This is a genomic window from Paenibacillus sp. AN1007 (assembly GCF_040702995.1).
Lineage (GTDB): Bacteria > Bacillota > Bacilli > Paenibacillales > Paenibacillaceae > Paenibacillus.
Window position 1 is genome coordinate 3,826,121 of record NZ_CP159992.1, and the last position, 17,822, is coordinate 3,843,942.

Annotated in this window: 11 protein-coding genes and 1 pseudogene; 3 read left to right on the forward strand and 9 right to left on the reverse strand. The window is 47.3% G+C overall.

Features of this window, described 5'->3' with window-relative positions:
* Nucleotides 1-141: 141 nt before the first annotated feature.
* The 5 genes from ABXS70_RS16965 to ABXS70_RS16985 form a co-directional block, all read right to left on the reverse strand.
* Nucleotides 142-2,625, reverse strand: coding sequence for an EAL domain-containing protein (locus ABXS70_RS16965; RefSeq protein WP_366289370.1), 2,484 nt, complete (start codon nt 2,623-2,625; stop codon nt 142-144).
* Nucleotides 2,626-2,918: 293 nt separating this feature from the next.
* On the reverse strand, nt 2,919-6,179 hold the full coding sequence (locus tag ABXS70_RS16970) for an endo-1,4-beta-xylanase (RefSeq protein ID WP_366289373.1): 3,261 nt from the start codon (nt 6,177-6,179) through the stop codon (nt 2,919-2,921).
* Between the two features lie 374 nt (nt 6,180-6,553).
* Nucleotides 6,554-7,585 (reverse strand): LacI family DNA-binding transcriptional regulator, encoded by a 1,032-nt coding sequence (locus ABXS70_RS16975; RefSeq protein ID WP_342555126.1) that lies wholly within the window; start codon nt 7,583-7,585, stop codon nt 6,554-6,556.
* A gap of 129 nt (nt 7,586-7,714) precedes the next feature.
* Nucleotides 7,715-8,728, reverse strand: coding sequence for a globin-coupled sensor protein (locus ABXS70_RS16980; protein WP_342555125.1), 1,014 nt, complete (start codon nt 8,726-8,728; stop codon nt 7,715-7,717).
* Nucleotides 8,729-8,964: 236 nt separating this feature from the next.
* Nucleotides 8,965-10,860, reverse strand: coding sequence for a PrkA family serine protein kinase (locus tag ABXS70_RS16985; RefSeq protein ID WP_342555124.1), 1,896 nt, complete (start codon nt 10,858-10,860; stop codon nt 8,965-8,967).
* Between the two features lie 359 nt (nt 10,861-11,219).
* Here ABXS70_RS16985 and ABXS70_RS16990 point away from each other — a divergent pair, with 359 nt between their 5' ends.
* Nucleotides 11,220-12,095, forward strand: coding sequence for a DUF2161 family putative PD-(D/E)XK-type phosphodiesterase (locus ABXS70_RS16990; protein WP_342555123.1), 876 nt, complete (start codon nt 11,220-11,222; stop codon nt 12,093-12,095).
* 231 nt (nt 12,096-12,326) lie between these two features.
* Here the strand turns inward: ABXS70_RS16990 and tnpA are convergent.
* From tnpA to ABXS70_RS17010, 4 genes and pseudogenes are all read right to left on the reverse strand, one after another.
* Nucleotides 12,327-12,800: pseudogene (gene tnpA / locus ABXS70_RS16995) on the reverse strand (IS200/IS605 family transposase).
* 207 nt (nt 12,801-13,007) lie between these two features.
* Nucleotides 13,008-13,634 (reverse strand): FMN-dependent NADH-azoreductase, encoded by a 627-nt coding sequence (locus ABXS70_RS17000; protein ID WP_111271463.1) that lies wholly within the window; start codon nt 13,632-13,634, stop codon nt 13,008-13,010.
* Between the two features lie 197 nt (nt 13,635-13,831).
* Nucleotides 13,832-15,055 carry a PLP-dependent aminotransferase family protein gene (locus ABXS70_RS17005; protein ID WP_342555121.1) on the reverse strand — a complete coding sequence of 408 codons (1,224 nt, stop codon included), beginning with the start codon at nt 15,053-15,055 and terminating at the stop codon, nt 13,832-13,834.
* Nucleotides 15,056-15,239: 184 nt separating this feature from the next.
* Nucleotides 15,240-15,896: a response regulator transcription factor gene (locus ABXS70_RS17010; RefSeq protein WP_342555120.1), complete on the reverse strand. Its 657-nt coding sequence runs from the start codon at nt 15,894-15,896 to the stop codon at nt 15,240-15,242.
* 443 nt (nt 15,897-16,339) lie between these two features.
* Here ABXS70_RS17010 and ABXS70_RS17015 point away from each other — a divergent pair, with 443 nt between their 5' ends.
* Complete coding sequence (locus ABXS70_RS17015) at nt 16,340-16,750, forward strand: hypothetical protein (RefSeq protein ID WP_342555119.1); 411 nt, start codon at nt 16,340-16,342, stop codon at nt 16,748-16,750.
* Nucleotides 16,747-17,811, forward strand: coding sequence for a phosphodiester glycosidase family protein (locus ABXS70_RS17020; RefSeq protein ID WP_366289381.1), 1,065 nt, complete (start codon nt 16,747-16,749; stop codon nt 17,809-17,811). The genes ABXS70_RS17015 and ABXS70_RS17020 overlap by 4 nt, the downstream gene beginning before the upstream one ends.
* Nucleotides 17,812-17,822: the final 11 nt, after the last annotated feature.

A 17,822-nucleotide genomic window follows, 5' to 3' on the forward strand; every position in this document is an offset into this window, starting at 1 on the left:
TTTAATCTGATTATAGCATATAACCAAGTAAGAACTAATTCATACACTGTGATAATCCTGCATTTAATCATTTTTCATTTGTATCTTAGAACAAAAAAGAGGCAAGTTCCAGATACAATCCGGAACTTGCCTCTTGACCGTTTAAACCGAATGAAACACCGTGTTACGTTCCCCCAGCAAACGCAGGGGTACAAAGAAATTGTTTTCCACTTCGCTTGCCGGTAGAGGCCTACTGAAATAATATCCTTGAATCTCCCTGCAGTCATTCTGCATTAGAATATCAAGCTGTCCTTTCGTTTCAATGCCTTCGGCGATCACTTCCATCTTGAGATTCTGGGCCATCGAGATAATTGTAGCTACAATGGCCTGATCACTGTGACTTTCGGTAATATCCGTGACAAAGGAACGATCAATCTTGAGTTTGTGAATCGGGAAGTGTTTGAGATAGCTCAGCGAGCTGTATCCCGTGCCGAAATCATCCAGACTGATCTTCACACCCAGAGCAGACAGCTCGTTCAGAATGGCCGTGGAGACCGCTGCATCCATCATCATGCTCTCCGTAATCTCCAGCTCCAGATATTTGGCTTCCAGCCCTGTCTCGCTTAACGCGTTCTGAACCTGCTCCACCAGGTTCGACTGGTGGAATTGCTGGCTGGACAAGTTCACAGACACCGGTATGAGTGGCCCGCCGCTGGCATGCCACAGCTTCATCTGCCTGCAGGCTTCACGAAGCGTCCAGTTGCCAATCTCATAGATCAAGCCTGTCTCCTCGGCCAGCGGGATAAATACATTCGGTGCAAGCAGTCCTTTAAGCGGGTGTCTCCAGCGAATCAGGGCTTCGACGCCAATCATTCGGCTGTCCTGCGTGCGAATCTGGGGTTGATAGTACAGCACCATCTCATTGCGCTCCAGTGCTTTCCGCAGATAGCCTTCCAGCTCAATTCGTTCATAGAGTTCCGAGTCAAGCTGCGCGGTATAGAACTGGTACCCGTTCTTGCCATTTTTCTTCACTTCATACATGGCAGAGTCCGCATGTTTAATCAGGGCATCTGTCCCCGCCCCATGTTCAGGATACATGGCAATACCGATGCTGGCTGTAACGTAAAAATCATTTTCCTTCAAACGATACGGCTGCTGTATCGATTCAACGATTTTTTCCGCAAGCTGAATGATTCGCTTCTCGTTCGCCTGGTCCCCGGTGACCACCATGGTGAACTCATCTCCGCCCATTCGAGCCAGTGTGACATCAGCGGCAGCCTGAGGATGGGAAGCTTCAATGGTGCTTACAATTCGGTCGCTGACTTCCTTCAAGAATACGTCTCCAATCGAATGACCGAGAGAATCATTAATCATCTTGAAACGGTCGATATCCATAACCATAACCGCAAATCTGGCTTGTTTTCTCCCGCAGACATGGATCGTTTCAGCCAGCACTTCATCCAGCTTGCGACGATTAGGCAGTCCGGTGAGCGGGTCGTGCAGCGCCTGATGACGTATCTTTTCCTGAGCCTGTGCCTCTTCCGTAATATCTTTAATCAGAATATGGCTTCCAACATGCGTTTCATCAATAATAACCGGAATGACGGCAATGCTTAGGTCGAGAAGTTCATTCTGTCCATTTTTCATTTTGGCCATATAAAGTCTCTGTTCCAGTTCCTGATTGTCCCACTCGTGAACGGTATGCTTATTCGCACACTGTACATTAATCTGCTCTACGATCTCGCCAACCGGACGGTTGATCATCTTTTTCTCGGAATATCCCGTTATGGTGGTGACTGCAGCGTTGATGCCTTTAATGATCCCATCTCTGTCCACAGAGATGATAGCATCCGAATGATTATGGTACAGCGCTTGATACCACTGTTCGTTCTCACGAATACGCTGATCCTTCTGAGACATCCGCTGATTGATGAAATTACCAAATATGGTGAGTCCAATCGCAATAAATGAACCTGCTGTAATCAGATAAGCAAGAACCTCTGCCTCCATTTGTCTGCTCAAGCTCTCAGGAATCACCGCAGTTTGATGGAAATCTGCGGCGGCCATCCCGGTATAGTGCATGCCTGTAATGCCCAGACCCATAATAAATCCGCTGCCAATTTTGTAAACCCAATCGCGCTTCGAGTCCCGGCGGTTAAAATAAAACATAAGCCACAGTGCGGCAAACGAAGCAACGGCTGCAATAAGAATCGATAAAGATACAAGAGCAGGCTTGTACGTCACAGTAATTGACATCGCCGCCATTCCTACGTAATGCATGGAGGTAATGCCTGTTGTCATCAGCAGCCCCGCAATCACGAGCCTGCTGATTTTATTGGACTGACGGCCGGCGAAATCCAGTGCTACCCCCGATGCAGCAATTGCAAGCAAAACGGACAAAATGACTTGATCTGTGGAATAAGAAACGTGCATAGGCAGCACAAAAGCAAGCATGCCAACAAAGTGCATCGACCAGATGCCAAGCCCCATGGAGACTGCCCCGCATACGACCCACAGGTGACGTGCCTTTCCACTCGTCAAAGATACACGGCCTGCAAGATCAAGTGCCGCATAAGAGGCTAGCGATGCAATGATATAGGATAAAATAACAAGTTGTAGATTGTACGTGCCATGTATGTGCTCCACTCACTCTGTCCTTTCAGTCGGGCGATCTCCGTATGTATGTTAAAAGTAAAAAAGAAGCGAGTGCGCTGTCTGGATGACAGGCACTCCCTCCGTATCATTTGACTTTGCGACCAGCGACTTAGTCATAAACCATTCGGCATACATTAGAAACCCGCTTATGATGAATGTCTATAGTCTAAACGTCCCAGCCCTATAAATCAACACTTATTTCCAGAAACACAGCTTGTTTAAACCTGACTTCCTCATTTGAAGTGTTTCATTAAACGCCTGAATCCGGTGCATCGTCGGCCGCTTTATTTTTTCACCAGCAGCAGACTGCCAAACCCAGATGTGTCGCGATATGAATTGCCCGAAGGATCACTCCACATGAACACACTGCTGCGCTTGCCATCCCCTGCACCGTCATCATTCACCTGCAGATCAAAACCAATCCACCTGCTCTGCTTGGAGCTGACATTCTCGAGTGGAATAGCTGCCTCGATCACATACCCGTCCTTGGTCAGACGAGCACTCGATTTGAACTGCTCCTTGCGGGCATTGCCTCCATAGGAAATTTCATTGTCGAAGTTCACCCGGTATTGGGCGTCATCGTCCTCATAACTGCTCGTTTGGTTTTTGTTCAGATCAATGAACAACTCAATGGAGTCCTGTTCATGTGCATTCGCACTTTTTTTGCTGAGCAGCGGATCTGTGACTTGAGCAAGTACGTAGAGATATTTCTCATCCCAGAGCAGCTTCGCCTTGGCCTTAGCACCAGAATCTCCTGCGACCTTAACATCCGTTGAGATCGTTACAGCTTTTTTCCACTGCTTATCTTCTTTACCGTCCACTACCGGAGTTCCGTACGTAACTTTTACCTGTTTCAATACAGGGCCCAATTTGAGCTTGCCCCGGCTTTCCTTTTTCTGCGGCTGCTGATTATTTGTATCGTTCCAGACAATGATTGAAGTTTTACCGTCAGCTTGTTTATCCGTAATGCGGAAATCCAGAGACAGTACTTTGCCTTCGGTCAGATCAGCTGAGGAGAAGGGCAGGGATGCATACACAACATATCCCGATTTATTCTCTTTCACCTGATACAGCTTCTGATCTTTGCCTTTGCCGCCATCCCGGTTAAAGATATAATGCCCGTCCTTTGGCGTACTGGTTTTCTTGCCGGATGTCAGCTCTTCCGGACTGACAAAGACCTCTACCTGGTCACCCTTGAAAAGTGTGGCATCTTTTACGTCAATACGCAGGTTCAGTTTTTTGCCATCCCATAACGTCTTCACTTCACCTGTAGTGCCTGCTGTGCCTTCAATGACATGCGAGAATGGCTGTGCCTTGACAGCTCCCCATAGAATATCCTCCTGTCCTTTGCGATCAGGCAGGGATACTTTCGACTGAGCTGCTGTCCACTCATTTCGATATACAGGCAGGGAGGCCGGGTCCACCAGTGCCCAGTAAGCCGGTTTGGCTTTCAGCTTGCGATCAAACAGAAGTGGTGCATCCTTTCTTCCTTTGACAGGGAAATCATCCAACCAAGTACCGTCGTCGGCAAGTCCCCATAACGTCACACTGTCCATAACACCACGATCGTCAAACTCTTTGAACAGGTCAAACAGCGCACGATAACGATACGCCTGCTCCAGCATCATCTCATCCGTTACAGGTTTCTCCTGCTCGGAGTTTCCGGAATAGATCGACATATCCAGCTCTGTCACTTGAATATGAACGCCCAGAGCTGCAGCCCGGTTGAATGCTTCACGAATTTGTTTCACATCCGGTCCGTACATAGACACATGCATCTGAAATCCGATGGCATCAATCGGTGTACCTTTGGCCAGCAGCTTCTCTACAAGCTTGACCATATCGTTCATTTTGCTGACACTGCCCTCAATACCGTAATCATTGATCACCAATACCGCATCAGGATCAGCCTCGCGAGCGTAACGGAAAGCCAGTTCAATGTAATCACTGTCATCGCCGTCGCCATCTACATCACCAATAATATCCCGCCATTTCGAATTGCTCGCCTGATCACGCAGACCGCCGCCGTCCGAAATGACTTCATTGACAACATCCCACGTGTGCACTTTGCCTTTGTAGCGGCTCACAATCGTTTGGATATGTGTTTTCATGCGCTTCAGAAGCTGCTCACGCGTAGCAGGCTTCGATGGATCATTCGGATCCGTAAAGAACCAGTCCGGCACTTGACTGTGCCACAGCAGCGTATGACCTCTTACCTCCATATCGTTCGCCGCAGCAAAGTTAACCAGTCGATCCGCTTCAGACCAGACAAAGTTGCCTTCTGTTGGCTGCATTGCATCCATTTTCATAAAGTTGCCTGCAGTAATACTCTTGAAATGTTTCTTGAGCAGATCCGAGTGTGGGTCCTGTGGATCGAGAGCTGTCTGGTCAATCGCCGCACCCAGCGCATAAGACGTACCCAGCGTTTTAGCCAAGTCCGGAATATCCTGCTCAATCGCAATCGCTTCTGTCGCTGTAATCTGCACATCATCGATATAGAACGGAATGGTATCTGTTTCGGTCACTTCCGAAGACTGCTTCCAAGGTGTTTCGGCGTACATCCGCAATCCGCTTACACCTGTACTTTCTGCCGGCACGATGATATCTGCTTCGATTTTTTTCCACTGGCCTTTGTTCAGCGTAGTGGAAGCAAAAGTGGCATACTCCAGCTTAGCCGCATCACCGTTAAACTCCTTTTCCAGAGAGCCGTTGATCACCTGTGATGCTGGTCCTTCATCATACATTGCCCAGAAGGAGACATGAACTGTACTTCCCTTTTGCAAGTAAGGCAGCACCTCTACCAGCGGTCCGTGGTAAGTTTCCGTTCGGGAGGAGGTTTTCAAACTGCGGTTACTATTGTGTCCGATGCCGCTGACTACCTCCAGCTTCTCCGTACCGCGAGGCTTCCATTTTCCGATATTCCCATCTTCAAAATCAGCGTTAAACAAAGCTTTGCCCGGTTCTCCTGGTATACCCGGGTTCTCTGGGGCAGGCTTCACAAGCCGGATCTGGAACTCATCTAAAAAGTATGCAGCAGCTGCATCTGTGCTCTCCAGATACAGCTGCAGTCCGCTTCCCTGCTCATAGCTGTACTGACCCTGCAGCTTCACCCACTTTTGATCGGTTACCTGCTCGGCTGCGTTAACCTGATCGTACTGCGTATCCCCGCTGCCATCACGGCGTTCTACGGTGAATTTCAGATCAGCCGGTGCTGAACCTGCAGTCAGTTTCACATAACCGGAGATTTCTACAACTGCATTTTTGTTTACCACGTCTGTTAATGATAGGGAGGGTCCATTCCAGGCTTCCGTACGGCCTGTGGTTTGAAGGGAGTGTTTCCCTTGATAAGCCTGATCTCCATTCACTTCTACCTTCGCTGCCCCCCGGGCTGTCCAGCCTTGAGTCGTACCGTCTTCAAACGAATGAGACAACAGAATATCACCTGCATTTGCTGCGCTTGCCTTCCCTTCTCCTGCTCCGATTCCTGGAAGCAAGCTCAAGATCATCACGGCTGCCAAGCATAACCTCAACCATTTTCCCCGCACGTAAACTCCTCCTTGTCAATTTCATCATCCATCCTGTAACGCAGTCAAACATCAGGCATTTCACGACACACTTCTGCATGCATGGATTTCCTCTGCTGGTCTGTTCGCTGGCAGCTGCTCACGCTGCTGCACGGATGGGATCAGGAACATTCAATGCACGGTCCTTAACCTCCTCAAGTGAGCCTTATAGCGCCCTGGAGAACCTGCTTCACACCAAAAGTAAGCGGTTACATAATCAAATTTATGTCATTGTACCTTTAACTGTAAATATGGAAATTTAGTGTCCAACCCCCTCTTTTTATACTTCTGACTGTTAACGATGCCTTTTTCACTCCAACTTCACGTTATATTCTGGCACTAAAAAAAAGCACAGCCTAAGGCTGTGCAGGTACTTCCTGATCCGCTTCATTTACTGGCGCCGTTGTCTGGCGGATAATTAAATTTGATGGCTCCGTCACGACAGGCGGTGTATAAGATGGATTCTCAACCATAGCAATCAGATATTCAATGGCTCGAATACCAATATTGTAAATATTCTGATTCACCGTGGTCAAACCTGGCTTAAACACTTCTGCATAATACGTGTTGTCGAATCCGACTACAGAAATATCTTCCGGCACCCGGAAGCCATGTTTCTCAATCTCATGGATTGCGCCAAAGGCAGACATATCTGATGCACAGATTACTCCTGTAGGCTGTTCCCGCAGCGCCAACAAACGACGCGCTGCCTTCGCACCCCCATCAAAGGAATAGTCACAGACTTCCAGATAGATCGTTGCATACGGAATGCCGCATAGACGCAGCCCCTCCTTGTACCCATCCAGACGCAGATTGGCTACAGCAGGTCCCAGCGTACCTGAGATATAAGCAATCTTGCGATGCCCCAGCTCATAGAGATGTTTGACTGCCATCGCGACGCCGTTAACATTATCTGTTGTAATATATCCTGCACGTTTGCCGAACAGGTCAGTATCAATAAACATCGTCGGAATCTCTGCAGTGACCAATTCCTGAATACTTTTATTTTCCCGCCCTTCCCCGAAAACAACAACGCCATCCACGTTTCGGCTGCGGCAGTGCTTGATGAATGAATATGTAGGGTCATCAAATCGTGTTGATAATCGAACTAGATCATAACCGCTGTTTTCCAAAGCTGTTTTGATGCCTTCAAGTAATTCCGATACAAACGGGTTCGTAAACGGAACGGTAAGCAGCACACCCACTGTCCATGAACGGCGTTTAACCAGTCCACGTGCGACAACATTGGGTTGATATTTTAATAGTTCGATGGCTGTATTCACTTTTTTACGTGTTTTTTCGCTAACATCCGGGTAATCATTCAACACTTTGGAAACGGTTGCAACTGATACGCCCGCCTCTTTGGCCACATCATGAATAGAAGCCATCTAATCACCTCAACCTCTTTATGAATCCCCTGTCTCCGGTTATATTGTCTATAACATCGGCAGGTTTGTCTACCCATTATAGCTTATTACAGCCCGAAACGGTATGGGAGGTTCATGCGGACTCGGAGCTTACTTATCCTGCTGCTGTTCGAGTTTTTTCAAGTCCGCTGCAAGCCTCTCCATAGCCGTCGCAAAAACGGCAAGCTCGGACGAACGTGAAGCCTGACTCCGTGCTCCGCTCGATGTGCGGGTAGATTCATGCTGTACTTTCCTTAATTTTTCCATGATTTGATCCAGGTTGGACTGGATTTTACTCTGCGCTTCTCTGGAGCTTGCCGCCAGTTTACGCACCTCGCTTGCGACCACTTCAAATCCACGTCCAAACTCTCCAGCATGCGCTGCTTCAATGGCAGCGTTCAAGCCGACAAGATGACTTTGATCAGAAATTTCACGAATCAGCTCACCCATTTTTTCGATCTGCTGCATTTCTCCAGTCAATTCTTCCAGCAGCATATGCGCCTGATCCTGAGAAACGGCTGTTTCCTTCGCTACAGCGGAGATGGACACTGCATTTTCATTTAATTCTGTAATCATACCCGTAAGCTCTTGGGTAATCTTCGTGATGGCCTGCAGTGTATGATCCTGATCCGCAGCAAGCTCCTCAAGCTGCTCTTTTTCCTGCTTTTCATAAGCTTCCAAAACCAGCTGCGAGTCCAGGTTGAACATTTTGCTCAGTGCATGTATAACGGGATGCCACGAAGCCGGAATGAGCTGCTGAAATATGTTCGTGGCAATATCCAGATAAACCATGTAAGCGCCCAGATAATAGTTAGCCGTTAGTCCAATGCGTGAATGTACCAGCCCAATGGTAATCCGCTGTTCAATATAGGCATCGTCGACAATCCCGTCCGTCATGGATAACCAGTACATCCGCTGCGTTTCCTTCAGCCGGTCAATATTGGAGAAACGGTCTATCAGTTCCATTAACTCAGGATACCTGCCGATGTGTTCATAGAAGTGATCAACCACTTCCTCAACGACTTTCTTGAAGACAGGCCGATGATCAGCAAGCAGTCTTAAATCCCCTACATCCAGCCCCACGTAATCCAGTTGTTTCTGTCTTTCTGCTGAAATACTGCTCATATCAGATCAGATCAACTCCTTATCCACTTTTACTGCAAAATTAAAAAGATTTTAATTGATTATAGACTAAAATACCTAATCAAACATATACCCTAAGAACTATTTACCGTAGAACTAATCCTATTTTTGTTAATATTTGTTCATTTTTGATCTTTTCAATATAAAAAGGCCCTGAATATGCTGTGAAGGAGCCTCACAACAAATCTTCAGGACCTGATTCGGAATGGTGCGGCAGGTTAGCGGTTAAGCAAACTTCCCACGTATCTTAACAATTCATTGGCGCTTGCAGCTGTATATCCATGTTCTTCAATGAGACGTTTGATGACTTCATTCATTCGCTTCAATTGTGTAGCATCCGGTGTTTTCGTAGAGGTCGTAATCTTGACAATATCTTTGAGATCCGCAAACAATTTCTTCTCGATGGCTTCCCGCAGCCGATCATGGCTGCTGTATTCAAACTTGCGCTCCTTGCGGGAGTATGCCGAGATTCGAATCAAAATCTCTTCCCTGAACGCTTTTTTTGCATTCTCCGAGATGCCGATCTGCTCCTCAATGGAGCGCATCAGCCGCTCATCCGGGTCCATCTCCTCATCTGTAAGCGGATCACGGATTTTCGACCAGTTGCAGAAGGCTTCAATGTTATCCAGATAATTTTCGAACAGCGTTTTGGCGGATTCTTCAAATGAGTAAACAAAAGCTTTCTGTACTTCCTTCTTCGCCAGTTCATCATACTCTTTACGTGCAAGAGCGATAAAGTTTAAATACCGCTCGCGCTCTTCCTTCGTAATGGAAGCATGCTGATCCAGCCCATCCTTGATGGCACGCAGAATATCCAGCGCGTTAATGCATTGAAGGTTTTGCTTAATCAAAGCACTGGATATCCGGTTAATGACGTACCGAGGATCAATACCGGACATGCCCTCATCCAAATATTCATTTTGCATTTCGCGCAGATCGGCTTCCTTGTACCCCTCAACCTCTTCGCCGTCGTACATCCGCATTTTTTTCACCAGGTCCATGCCTTGTTTTTTTGTTTCCTTCAATCGGGTAAGTATGGAAAAAATAGCTGCTGTTCGCAGCGCATGCGGTGCGATGTGCACGTGTTTCATATCACTTTGCTGAATAAGCTTGGCGTAAATTTTCTCTTCTTCCGATACCTTCAGGTTATAAGGTATGGGCATGACAATCATCCGCGACTGCAAAGCCTCATTTTTCTTATTGGATATAAAAGACTTATACTCGGATTCATTTGTGTGTGCCACGATCATCTCATCCGCACTGATCAGCGCGAAGCGGCCCGCTTTAAAATTCCCTTCCTGCGTCAGGGATAACAGGTTCCACAGAAATTTCTCATCACATTTCAGCATCTCCTGGAATTCCATCAAACCACGGTTGGCCTTGTTCAGCTCCCCGTCAAAACGATACGCGCGCGGATCCGATTCCGATCCAAACTCGGTAATTGTTGAGAAATCGATGCTGCCTGTCAGGTCAGCGATATCCTGTGATTTCGGGTCTGACGGACTGAATGTACCAATCCCCACCCGGTTATCTTCAGAGATAATGACCCGTTCCACCGGAACTTTACTGATATCGCCACCGTACTCCGTGCGCAGTCTCATCTGGCAGGATGGGCACAGATTGCCTTCGATACGCACACCAATCTCTTTCTCCACCTCTGCTCGAAGCTCCAGTGGGATGAGATGAAGCGGCTCCTCATGCATCGGGCATCCTTCAATGGCGTAAACTGCCCCTTTCTCCGTTCGTGAAAATTGTTCCAGCCCACGCTTCAGCAGCGTCACCAGCGTAGACTTCCCTCCGCTGACAGGCCCCATCAGCAGCAAAATCCGCTTGCGTACATCCAGACGGCGTGCAGCCGAATGGAAATATTCTTCCACCAGCTTCTCAATGGAACGATCCAGTCCGAAGATCTCTTGCTCGAAAAATTTGTACCGCTTGTGCCCCCCGACCTCTTCTACCCCAAACGATTCAATCATCTGATACACTCGTGCGTGAGCCGTCATTGCTGGAGTCGGGTCCTCCCTCAGCAGGGCAATATAATCTTCAAATGTTCCGTTCCATGACAAACGGTCACTCTCTGCCCGATATTCCGCAACACGTTCAAAAATATTCATGCTTGGTACCTCCCATGGCTCCTTTAGTGTGATTGTCAACCATTCCGAATGGTATGAAGAAATCAATAGAATTGCAGCTCCTGCTTGAATACCCTTCTGCGGTCGGCTTCGTCCCGCCAGCCTTGTTCCAAATGTCTTGTATGGATGTGAAAAGTGTATTACATACCTATGCGGCAACTTGGATAAGTTGACCTCTTTTTTTCAAACCTTCGCGCTGAATTTTACGTACGCACTGTTCTATCAGACATCTTCTGGCCTCAGAAAAAAAAGCATGAATATGCTATAATAAAGGTTCTATCCAAGGAAACCGGACAACGCAATGAAAACAGACAAACAACTTCAAGAGAGGAGCGGAGAGCATGGCTGTACAGTATGAAACGGAGCTGTATTCCCCCGTCAAAACTTTTTTTGAACAGCGCGGATTCGATGTCAAGGCAGAGGTGAAGCACTGTGACCTAGTCGGAGTCAGCGCGGATCAGACTGAACCCCTTATTGTAGAGATGAAAAAAACGTTTAACCTGTCTCTGCTCCTGCAGGGCATGCAGCGCCTCAAGCTCAGCCCGCTCGTATACTTGGCGGTAGAGCGTAACCGAACCAAGCGCGGAGCCGTCAATCAGCGCTGGGGCGAACTAACCGCACTGTGCAGCCAGCTTGGTCTCGGGCTGCTGACGGTCACCTTTTACAAAACCAAACCACCTCTGATTGATGTACTTTGCGACCCTGCGGTGTACTCGGCTGCTGGCAAAGCCGTACCCTCCGCTCGAAAAAGCGGTATACGCCGGCAGCGTTTGCTTAAGGAGTTTGATGAACGGAGCGGAGATTACAATACAGGCGGCAGTACAGGCCGGCAGCTGATGACGGCTTATCGCGAAAAAGCGATACGTGTCGCAGCAGCCTTGAGGTCGAGCGGTGAATCTTCCCCGGCAGCACTTGCCCGGCAGACAGGTGTAGGCACAGCGGCATCCATTTTGCAAAAAAATTATTACGGCTGGTTTGAACGTGTCTCCCGCGGAAAGTACATGTTAACCGTTAAAGGGATTGAGGCATTATCCGAGCATGTATTTGTAATGCAGGATCAGGGTTTGATGACCGGGGAGGTTGACGAATGGACGGAACAGGATGGGGTCAACGGACAGGATATGAACTCGGATGAACTCGAGCATGCAGCGGATGAAGAGCTTGCCCTGGTCGCTGAAGTCACCGAACAATATCTCCTGAACACAACCAAAAACTAAATCGATATGATGAACTATAGGGAACTGCTCTGGAGTCACCATCCTCCAATGTGAACGTACAGCTTGATGCTCACAATGTCATACAGCACAATCAGGACCACCCGTCCAACGGGTGGTTTTCTCTTGGGGTATAACCCCCTGTTGCCAAACTGCGCCTAAAGACGCTAGCCTGACAGCAGGGCTGTTCAGGCTCAGTGTAATTTGTCTCTTTCACTTACCAGTAAACTGGTTTTACTTCTTTTTGCTTCGATTACTGCTGAATGGATCTTCGTATTCTTTTACACTCAGCTTATCTACCGCCTGATCATGTGCTTCTTGCTCACGAATATACTTTCTTACGGTTGCTTCATTTAGACCCACTGTGCTCACATAGTACCCTTCGGCCCAAAATTTTCAATTTCCGTATTTATACTTAAGCTGGGCATGTTTTTCGAAGATCATGAGCGAACTTTTTCCCTTTAGATATCCCATAAACGTGGAGACCGCAATTTTTGGAGGGATGGCTACTAACATATGGACATGATCGGGCATCATGTGACCTTCTATGATTTCGACTCCTTTGTACTTGCACAAACGTTTAAAGATTTCGATTAAATCTCTTCTCACTTGATTATAGATTTCTTTCCGTCTATACTTCGGGGTGAACACAATGTGGTACTTACACATCCACTTTGTGTGAGCTAGGCTGTAGCTCTTGGTTGCCATGAATGACCATTCCTTTCTTTTTGAGCCTGAACATCTCAATTGTATTGGAATGGTCATAATGGTCAAACCCTTCATCCCTCCACCCGCATAGCGGGTGGTTTTTTGTTTCGCGCGTTTCACGCACTCAACTGGCTAAAGCCATAAAAAAAACGCCTGTCATCTCCTGGGGAGACGACGGGCGTTCTCTTTAAATCGAAATGGAAAAGCTTAGAAGCTTGCTGCCACTTCTTTAGCCAATTTCAAACCAGCTTCTACGATCTCTTGGGAACGATCAGGTGAAGCATTGTGACCTTCAACTACAACAACTTCAGGGTTTTGAATGCCCCAGAAGCCAAGTACGTTCGTTACATAACGAACAGACATTTCAGCAGATGCCATAGGCTCTACGGAATATACGCTGCCGCGTGCGTTAAGCAGTGCAACTTTTTTGTCGCCTACCAGACCTACAGGGCCTTCAGCAGTGTATTTGAACATTTTGCCTGCTTGGCTCAGGTAAGAAATGTAGTTCACCAGTGGTGCTGGAACAGTGAAGTTCCACAGCGGGAATGCAAATACCACTTTATCAGCCGCCAGGAATTGATCCTGCAGTTGTGCAGCCAGTGCTGCTGCTTTTTGCTCTTCTGGTGTTGCTTCGATACCGTTAGCTGCTTTGTAACCACCAGTGATTACAGTGTTACCGTAGTAAGGAAGATCCGTATTGTAGAGATCCAGCTCAGTGATTGTATCGCCTGGGTGGGACTCTTTGTATGCGCTCAGGAATGCATCGTACAATTGAACACTAACTGCTTGATCCGCAGGACGGTCATTAGCTTTAATAAAAAGAACGTTAGACATGTTGAAATTTCCCCCAATAATTAAAATGTATGAGTGCGTATCCCGAACTCGCAACTGCTGCTGCCCAGTATAAAGAAACCAACAACTCATTAATACATATTATATATAAAAATGTTAGTGGATGCAATAAGGTAATCTAGGTTATCTATATATTTAAAATTCGAATCGAATAACTACGTATACAATCTTCTCTTCTTCTAGCTCCGTGCTGTAAATTCCGAGATAGCTTCGCTAATGAGATTCATGCCAAGCAGCAGCTCATCACGGCCCGGATGGCTGAAATTCAACCGAATGTATCGTTGATCCAGCGTGCCTGTAGAACATAGCGTTCCGGGCAGAAAAGATACCCCTTTTACTAAAGCTGCCTTGAGCAATGCCTCACTGTTCAATCCTTCAGGCAGCTGCACCCACAGATACATTCCCCCTTGAGGGATATGATAGCTGCACCCTTTCCAGCCAGGTCTTTTCAATAATTCTAACATCAATTTAAGTCTTATTTTGTACTCTTTGTTCAGCATGGACAAATGGTCACTCCACCGGAAAGGAGACTGTGCGAGCAGTTGATACAGCAGCCGTTGGTTCATCGGACTGGACTGTCCATCTGCAATTCGCTTAACGGATGTCATCGCCTGGATCAATGCCGGGTGGCCTGCCGCCCATCCCGTGCGGAGGGCGGGTGCAACCGTTTTGCTGAAAGAGCCAATATGCAGAACATGTCCACCCTGATCCGCGGTATCCAGTGCAAAGAGTGAAGGGTATTTTCGATAGAACGCAGACGGCTCCAAACCGTCAAAATGAAGCTCTCCATAGGAGTCATCCTCGACAAGCAGGACTCCATAACGAGAACACAAGTCAAGTACGGCTTCTCTCCGTTCCATGCTCCACAGAATGCCGGTAGGGTTAGAAAAGCTGGGTGCAGCAAAAAGCAGCTTCGGCCTCACCTGCTGCATGTGCTGTTCCAACAAATCCGGCAGAATGCCGTCCTGATCTCCCAAGACGGGTACAATGGCCGCTCCCTGCATTTCCAGTACTTCAAGACAGCCAGGAGAGGTAGGATGCTCTACAAGCACAGAGTCTCCCGGCTCCAGCAGCAGACGCATCACGAGATCAATGGCCTGCTGGGTACCTGTGGTCAGCAGAATCTGGTCGGACACAGTCCGTATACCTTTGCGAACATTCCAATCGTTGTTCAGCCATTCCCTTAGCGGGGCATATCCTGCGGGCTCACCATACTGCAGAGCAGAAGGACCTGAACTGAAAACAGACAGTGCCGCTTCCTCCAGCAATTGAAAAGGAAACAGTTCCTCCGCAGGCAGTTCTTCAGCGAGTGAAATGAAATACTCCTTGCCGGACATCTCACGGATATCCCTCAATGGTGAAGACAAAAGCCTGTTGGTTCGGGAAGCAAAGAAATATTTCATGGATAGATCCCCCTTCATCTCTATTCCGAAACTGTTCTCGCAGCCGCCCTACAACCTATTCCAGATGAACAACAAATATAACTGGAAGCATGCCTGATTTATGACCTGTCTGGACCAATCTGATTTCGACCTGTTAGGAACTATTTTAGTTCGACCTGCCAGCCAGGGCCGGTGGAAGCAATAATCAGGACACTGTCTTGGACTGCCTTGCATGCAGGGCATAACGTTCGATGGCCTGCGCTCTGCTGCTTACTTCCAGCTTCACATAGATTTTACGCAAATAATTATCAATTGAGCGTCTGCTCACATTGATCTCACTCGCTATTTTATCATAGGTTACCCCTTGAACAATTCTTTCCATAATAAAAGTTTCTGTTTCTGTTAATTCAATCAGACTTTCTTCTGCCTGCGAATCGGTAGGCTGGCCCCAATCTGTACTGTGCAGCCACGACATCGGGATGGAAACATAGCCCTCCCGCAGCCCGGAGATGAGATGAATCAGTTGACTTGGAGAAGCCTGTTTCGATAACATACCGCTTGCTCCAATGCTCATTAGATGGCGGAAGAGCTTGACGTTATCTTCATCTGTCAAAATAACAATATGTGTTTCATTCGACAGCTCTTTTATTTGAGCGATGTATTGATCTGCCTGTCCCTCTGGAAGACGATAATCCATGAGAATCAGATCGGGCTTGTGCATAGTCACAAGTTCGAGGCCTTCCGTTCCGGTTGAAGTCATACCACGCACCGTCAGATCCTTCTGCTCTTCCAAAATTAATTTTGTACCCAGCATGCTGGTGGGGTGGATATCTACGATGACCACCTGCCATACTTTTTTCATTGCGGTTCCCCCTGTTATGTATTGGGCAGTTGACTTCTGTTCCTCATCTACATTCTTTACGCAGTTTATGCGACAGTCCGAGTATAGATGAAGCAAGGGTCGGATTATGTCGAATAACAAAAGAATACAGGACCCAGACGCTCAAAAGCTCTGTTTTATAACTGTATCTCACGCTAACGACGGCAAAACGGCCCTCTTTCCATGCCTGAAATGATCAAAACCTAGTATAAATTTCCTGCATTTCTATCTAAAAAAGTCGAAAGACTCGCCCAAAGTTCCTACTTATTGCATCTATAAGAAATTGTATCCTAGGACTTCCTTCCGATGCAATCTCTTTTTAAGCTATTATTTAAAGAATTTCATTTTTGCGTAATGAATTGCAGCATGGTAGAATGAGGATTGGAATTTTTTTAACCATAATCTATCAAACCAGGAGTGATGTTATGAAACTATCCGACCCGTCTTCTGACATCCATCACACCCGGAGCGCCAAAGGCAGGATCAGATCATCGGTCAAGTGGTTTCTGGTCATGTGGATTGTTCTTATTGCATTAGGTGTTACAGGTACCTACTATTATAGTAACCACCTCCAGCAGCAGATGATCAACCAGCTTCAGGTTCATACACAGCAACAGATAGACGCACTCAAAACCGATTATGAAAAGCAGCTGACAACGATATCATCGGAAGTCGAAGCACTGCAGGGACAAGTCCAGTCTTTCAATGAACTGTTGACGTTCACTAAGGATAATGCAAGCAGCAAAACGGATAACAGCAATAAATTGTATACGCAGCTGAGCGAAGTGAAAAAGCAGCTCGATGCTCTCCAGAAAAAGATGGACTTGCTCAAATGATTACACCCGTGAAACAGGTTAATCGTTTTTTTATGCTTGCACTGGCTCCTTTTATAGGATTAATTATATGCATGCTGCTGTTTCGTCCCGAGCTTGAGACCGGAAACGTGCTTCCCGCTGCTTTGCCTGAAGATCGGGTAACCGCTCAGACCCAGGCCATCAGCAGGGAACTTGCCGGAGCAAAAGATGCTGCGGTTCAAACTTCTTCTTCTATTAAAAGAACAACGCAGCTGTATAACAAAACCACCAGCACCATGTCAACCATAGTACAGAAGGCTGCGGTTCAGGCTTCACGTCCGGAAACCATCTACAACAAACGAATTACATCCAAACTCGGTATTCCTTTCGAGCGTGTGGATAGCGACCGGATCACCATTGAAATGTACCATGTTAATCCCGGGACCTACACAGGATATGCCATGAAGATCAAACTGAAGGATCCCAGCGCCATGCAGATGGCCATGAGCAGTGAGCCTGGACGTTCGGAGACAACGATGCAGGCCGTGAAACGGAGCGGAGCCATTGCCGGAATTAATGCCGGCGGATTCGCTGACAGCGGCGGTAAACGATATCCTCTCAGTACAACGGTCATGGACGGTAAGTACGTAAATGGTTTTCAAGCCAGTTTCAAAGACCTGTTCTTTGTTGGCCTTAATGATGCCGGCAAGCTGGTTGGAGGCAAATTTTTTGATAAAAGCACACTGGATCGTTTACGCCCCCAATTCGGAGCAACATTTGTACCGATCCTTATGAAAAATGGACAGAAAACGATTATTCCAGACAAATGGAAAGTATCACCGAAACGGGCACCAAGAACCGTCATTGGAAACTACAAAGACGATCAATTACTTATTATTGTTGTCGACGGATATAACGAAAGCGGAAGCTCTGGTGCCACGCTTGAAGAGATGCAGGGCAGATTGCTCAAACTGGGCGTAATCGATGCCTATAACCTCGATGGCGGCGGTTCCTCATCGCTAATTCTGAATAACCGGGTAATGAATAGACCTTCGGATGGCAGCTTGAGACCGGTGCCCACCCACTTTTTATTTTACAAATGATGGGATGAGGC

Coding starts and splice junctions, on each gene's coding strand:
- ABXS70_RS17000 (WP_111271463.1), bottom strand. CDS start 13,634: ATGTCTAACGTTCTTTTTATTAAAGCTAATGACCGTCCTGCGGATCAA.
- ABXS70_RS17015 (WP_342555119.1), top strand. CDS start 16,340: ATGAAACTATCCGACCCGTCTTCTGACATCCATCACACCCGGAGCGCC.
- ABXS70_RS16980 (WP_342555125.1), bottom strand. CDS start 8,728: ATGAGCAGTATTTCAGCAGAAAGACAGAAACAACTGGATTACGTGGGG.
- ABXS70_RS16985 (WP_342555124.1), bottom strand. CDS start 10,860: ATGAATATTTTTGAACGTGTTGCGGAATATCGGGCAGAGAGTGACCGT.
- ABXS70_RS16990 (WP_342555123.1), top strand. CDS start 11,220: ATGGCTGTACAGTATGAAACGGAGCTGTATTCCCCCGTCAAAACTTTT.
- ABXS70_RS16975 (WP_342555126.1), bottom strand. CDS start 7,585: ATGGCTTCTATTCATGATGTGGCCAAAGAGGCGGGCGTATCAGTTGCA.
- ABXS70_RS17020 (WP_366289381.1), top strand. CDS start 16,747: ATGATTACACCCGTGAAACAGGTTAATCGTTTTTTTATGCTTGCACTG.
- ABXS70_RS17005 (WP_342555121.1), bottom strand. CDS start 15,055: ATGAAATATTTCTTTGCTTCCCGAACCAACAGGCTTTTGTCTTCACCA.
- ABXS70_RS17010 (WP_342555120.1), bottom strand. CDS start 15,896: ATGAAAAAAGTATGGCAGGTGGTCATCGTAGATATCCACCCCACCAGC.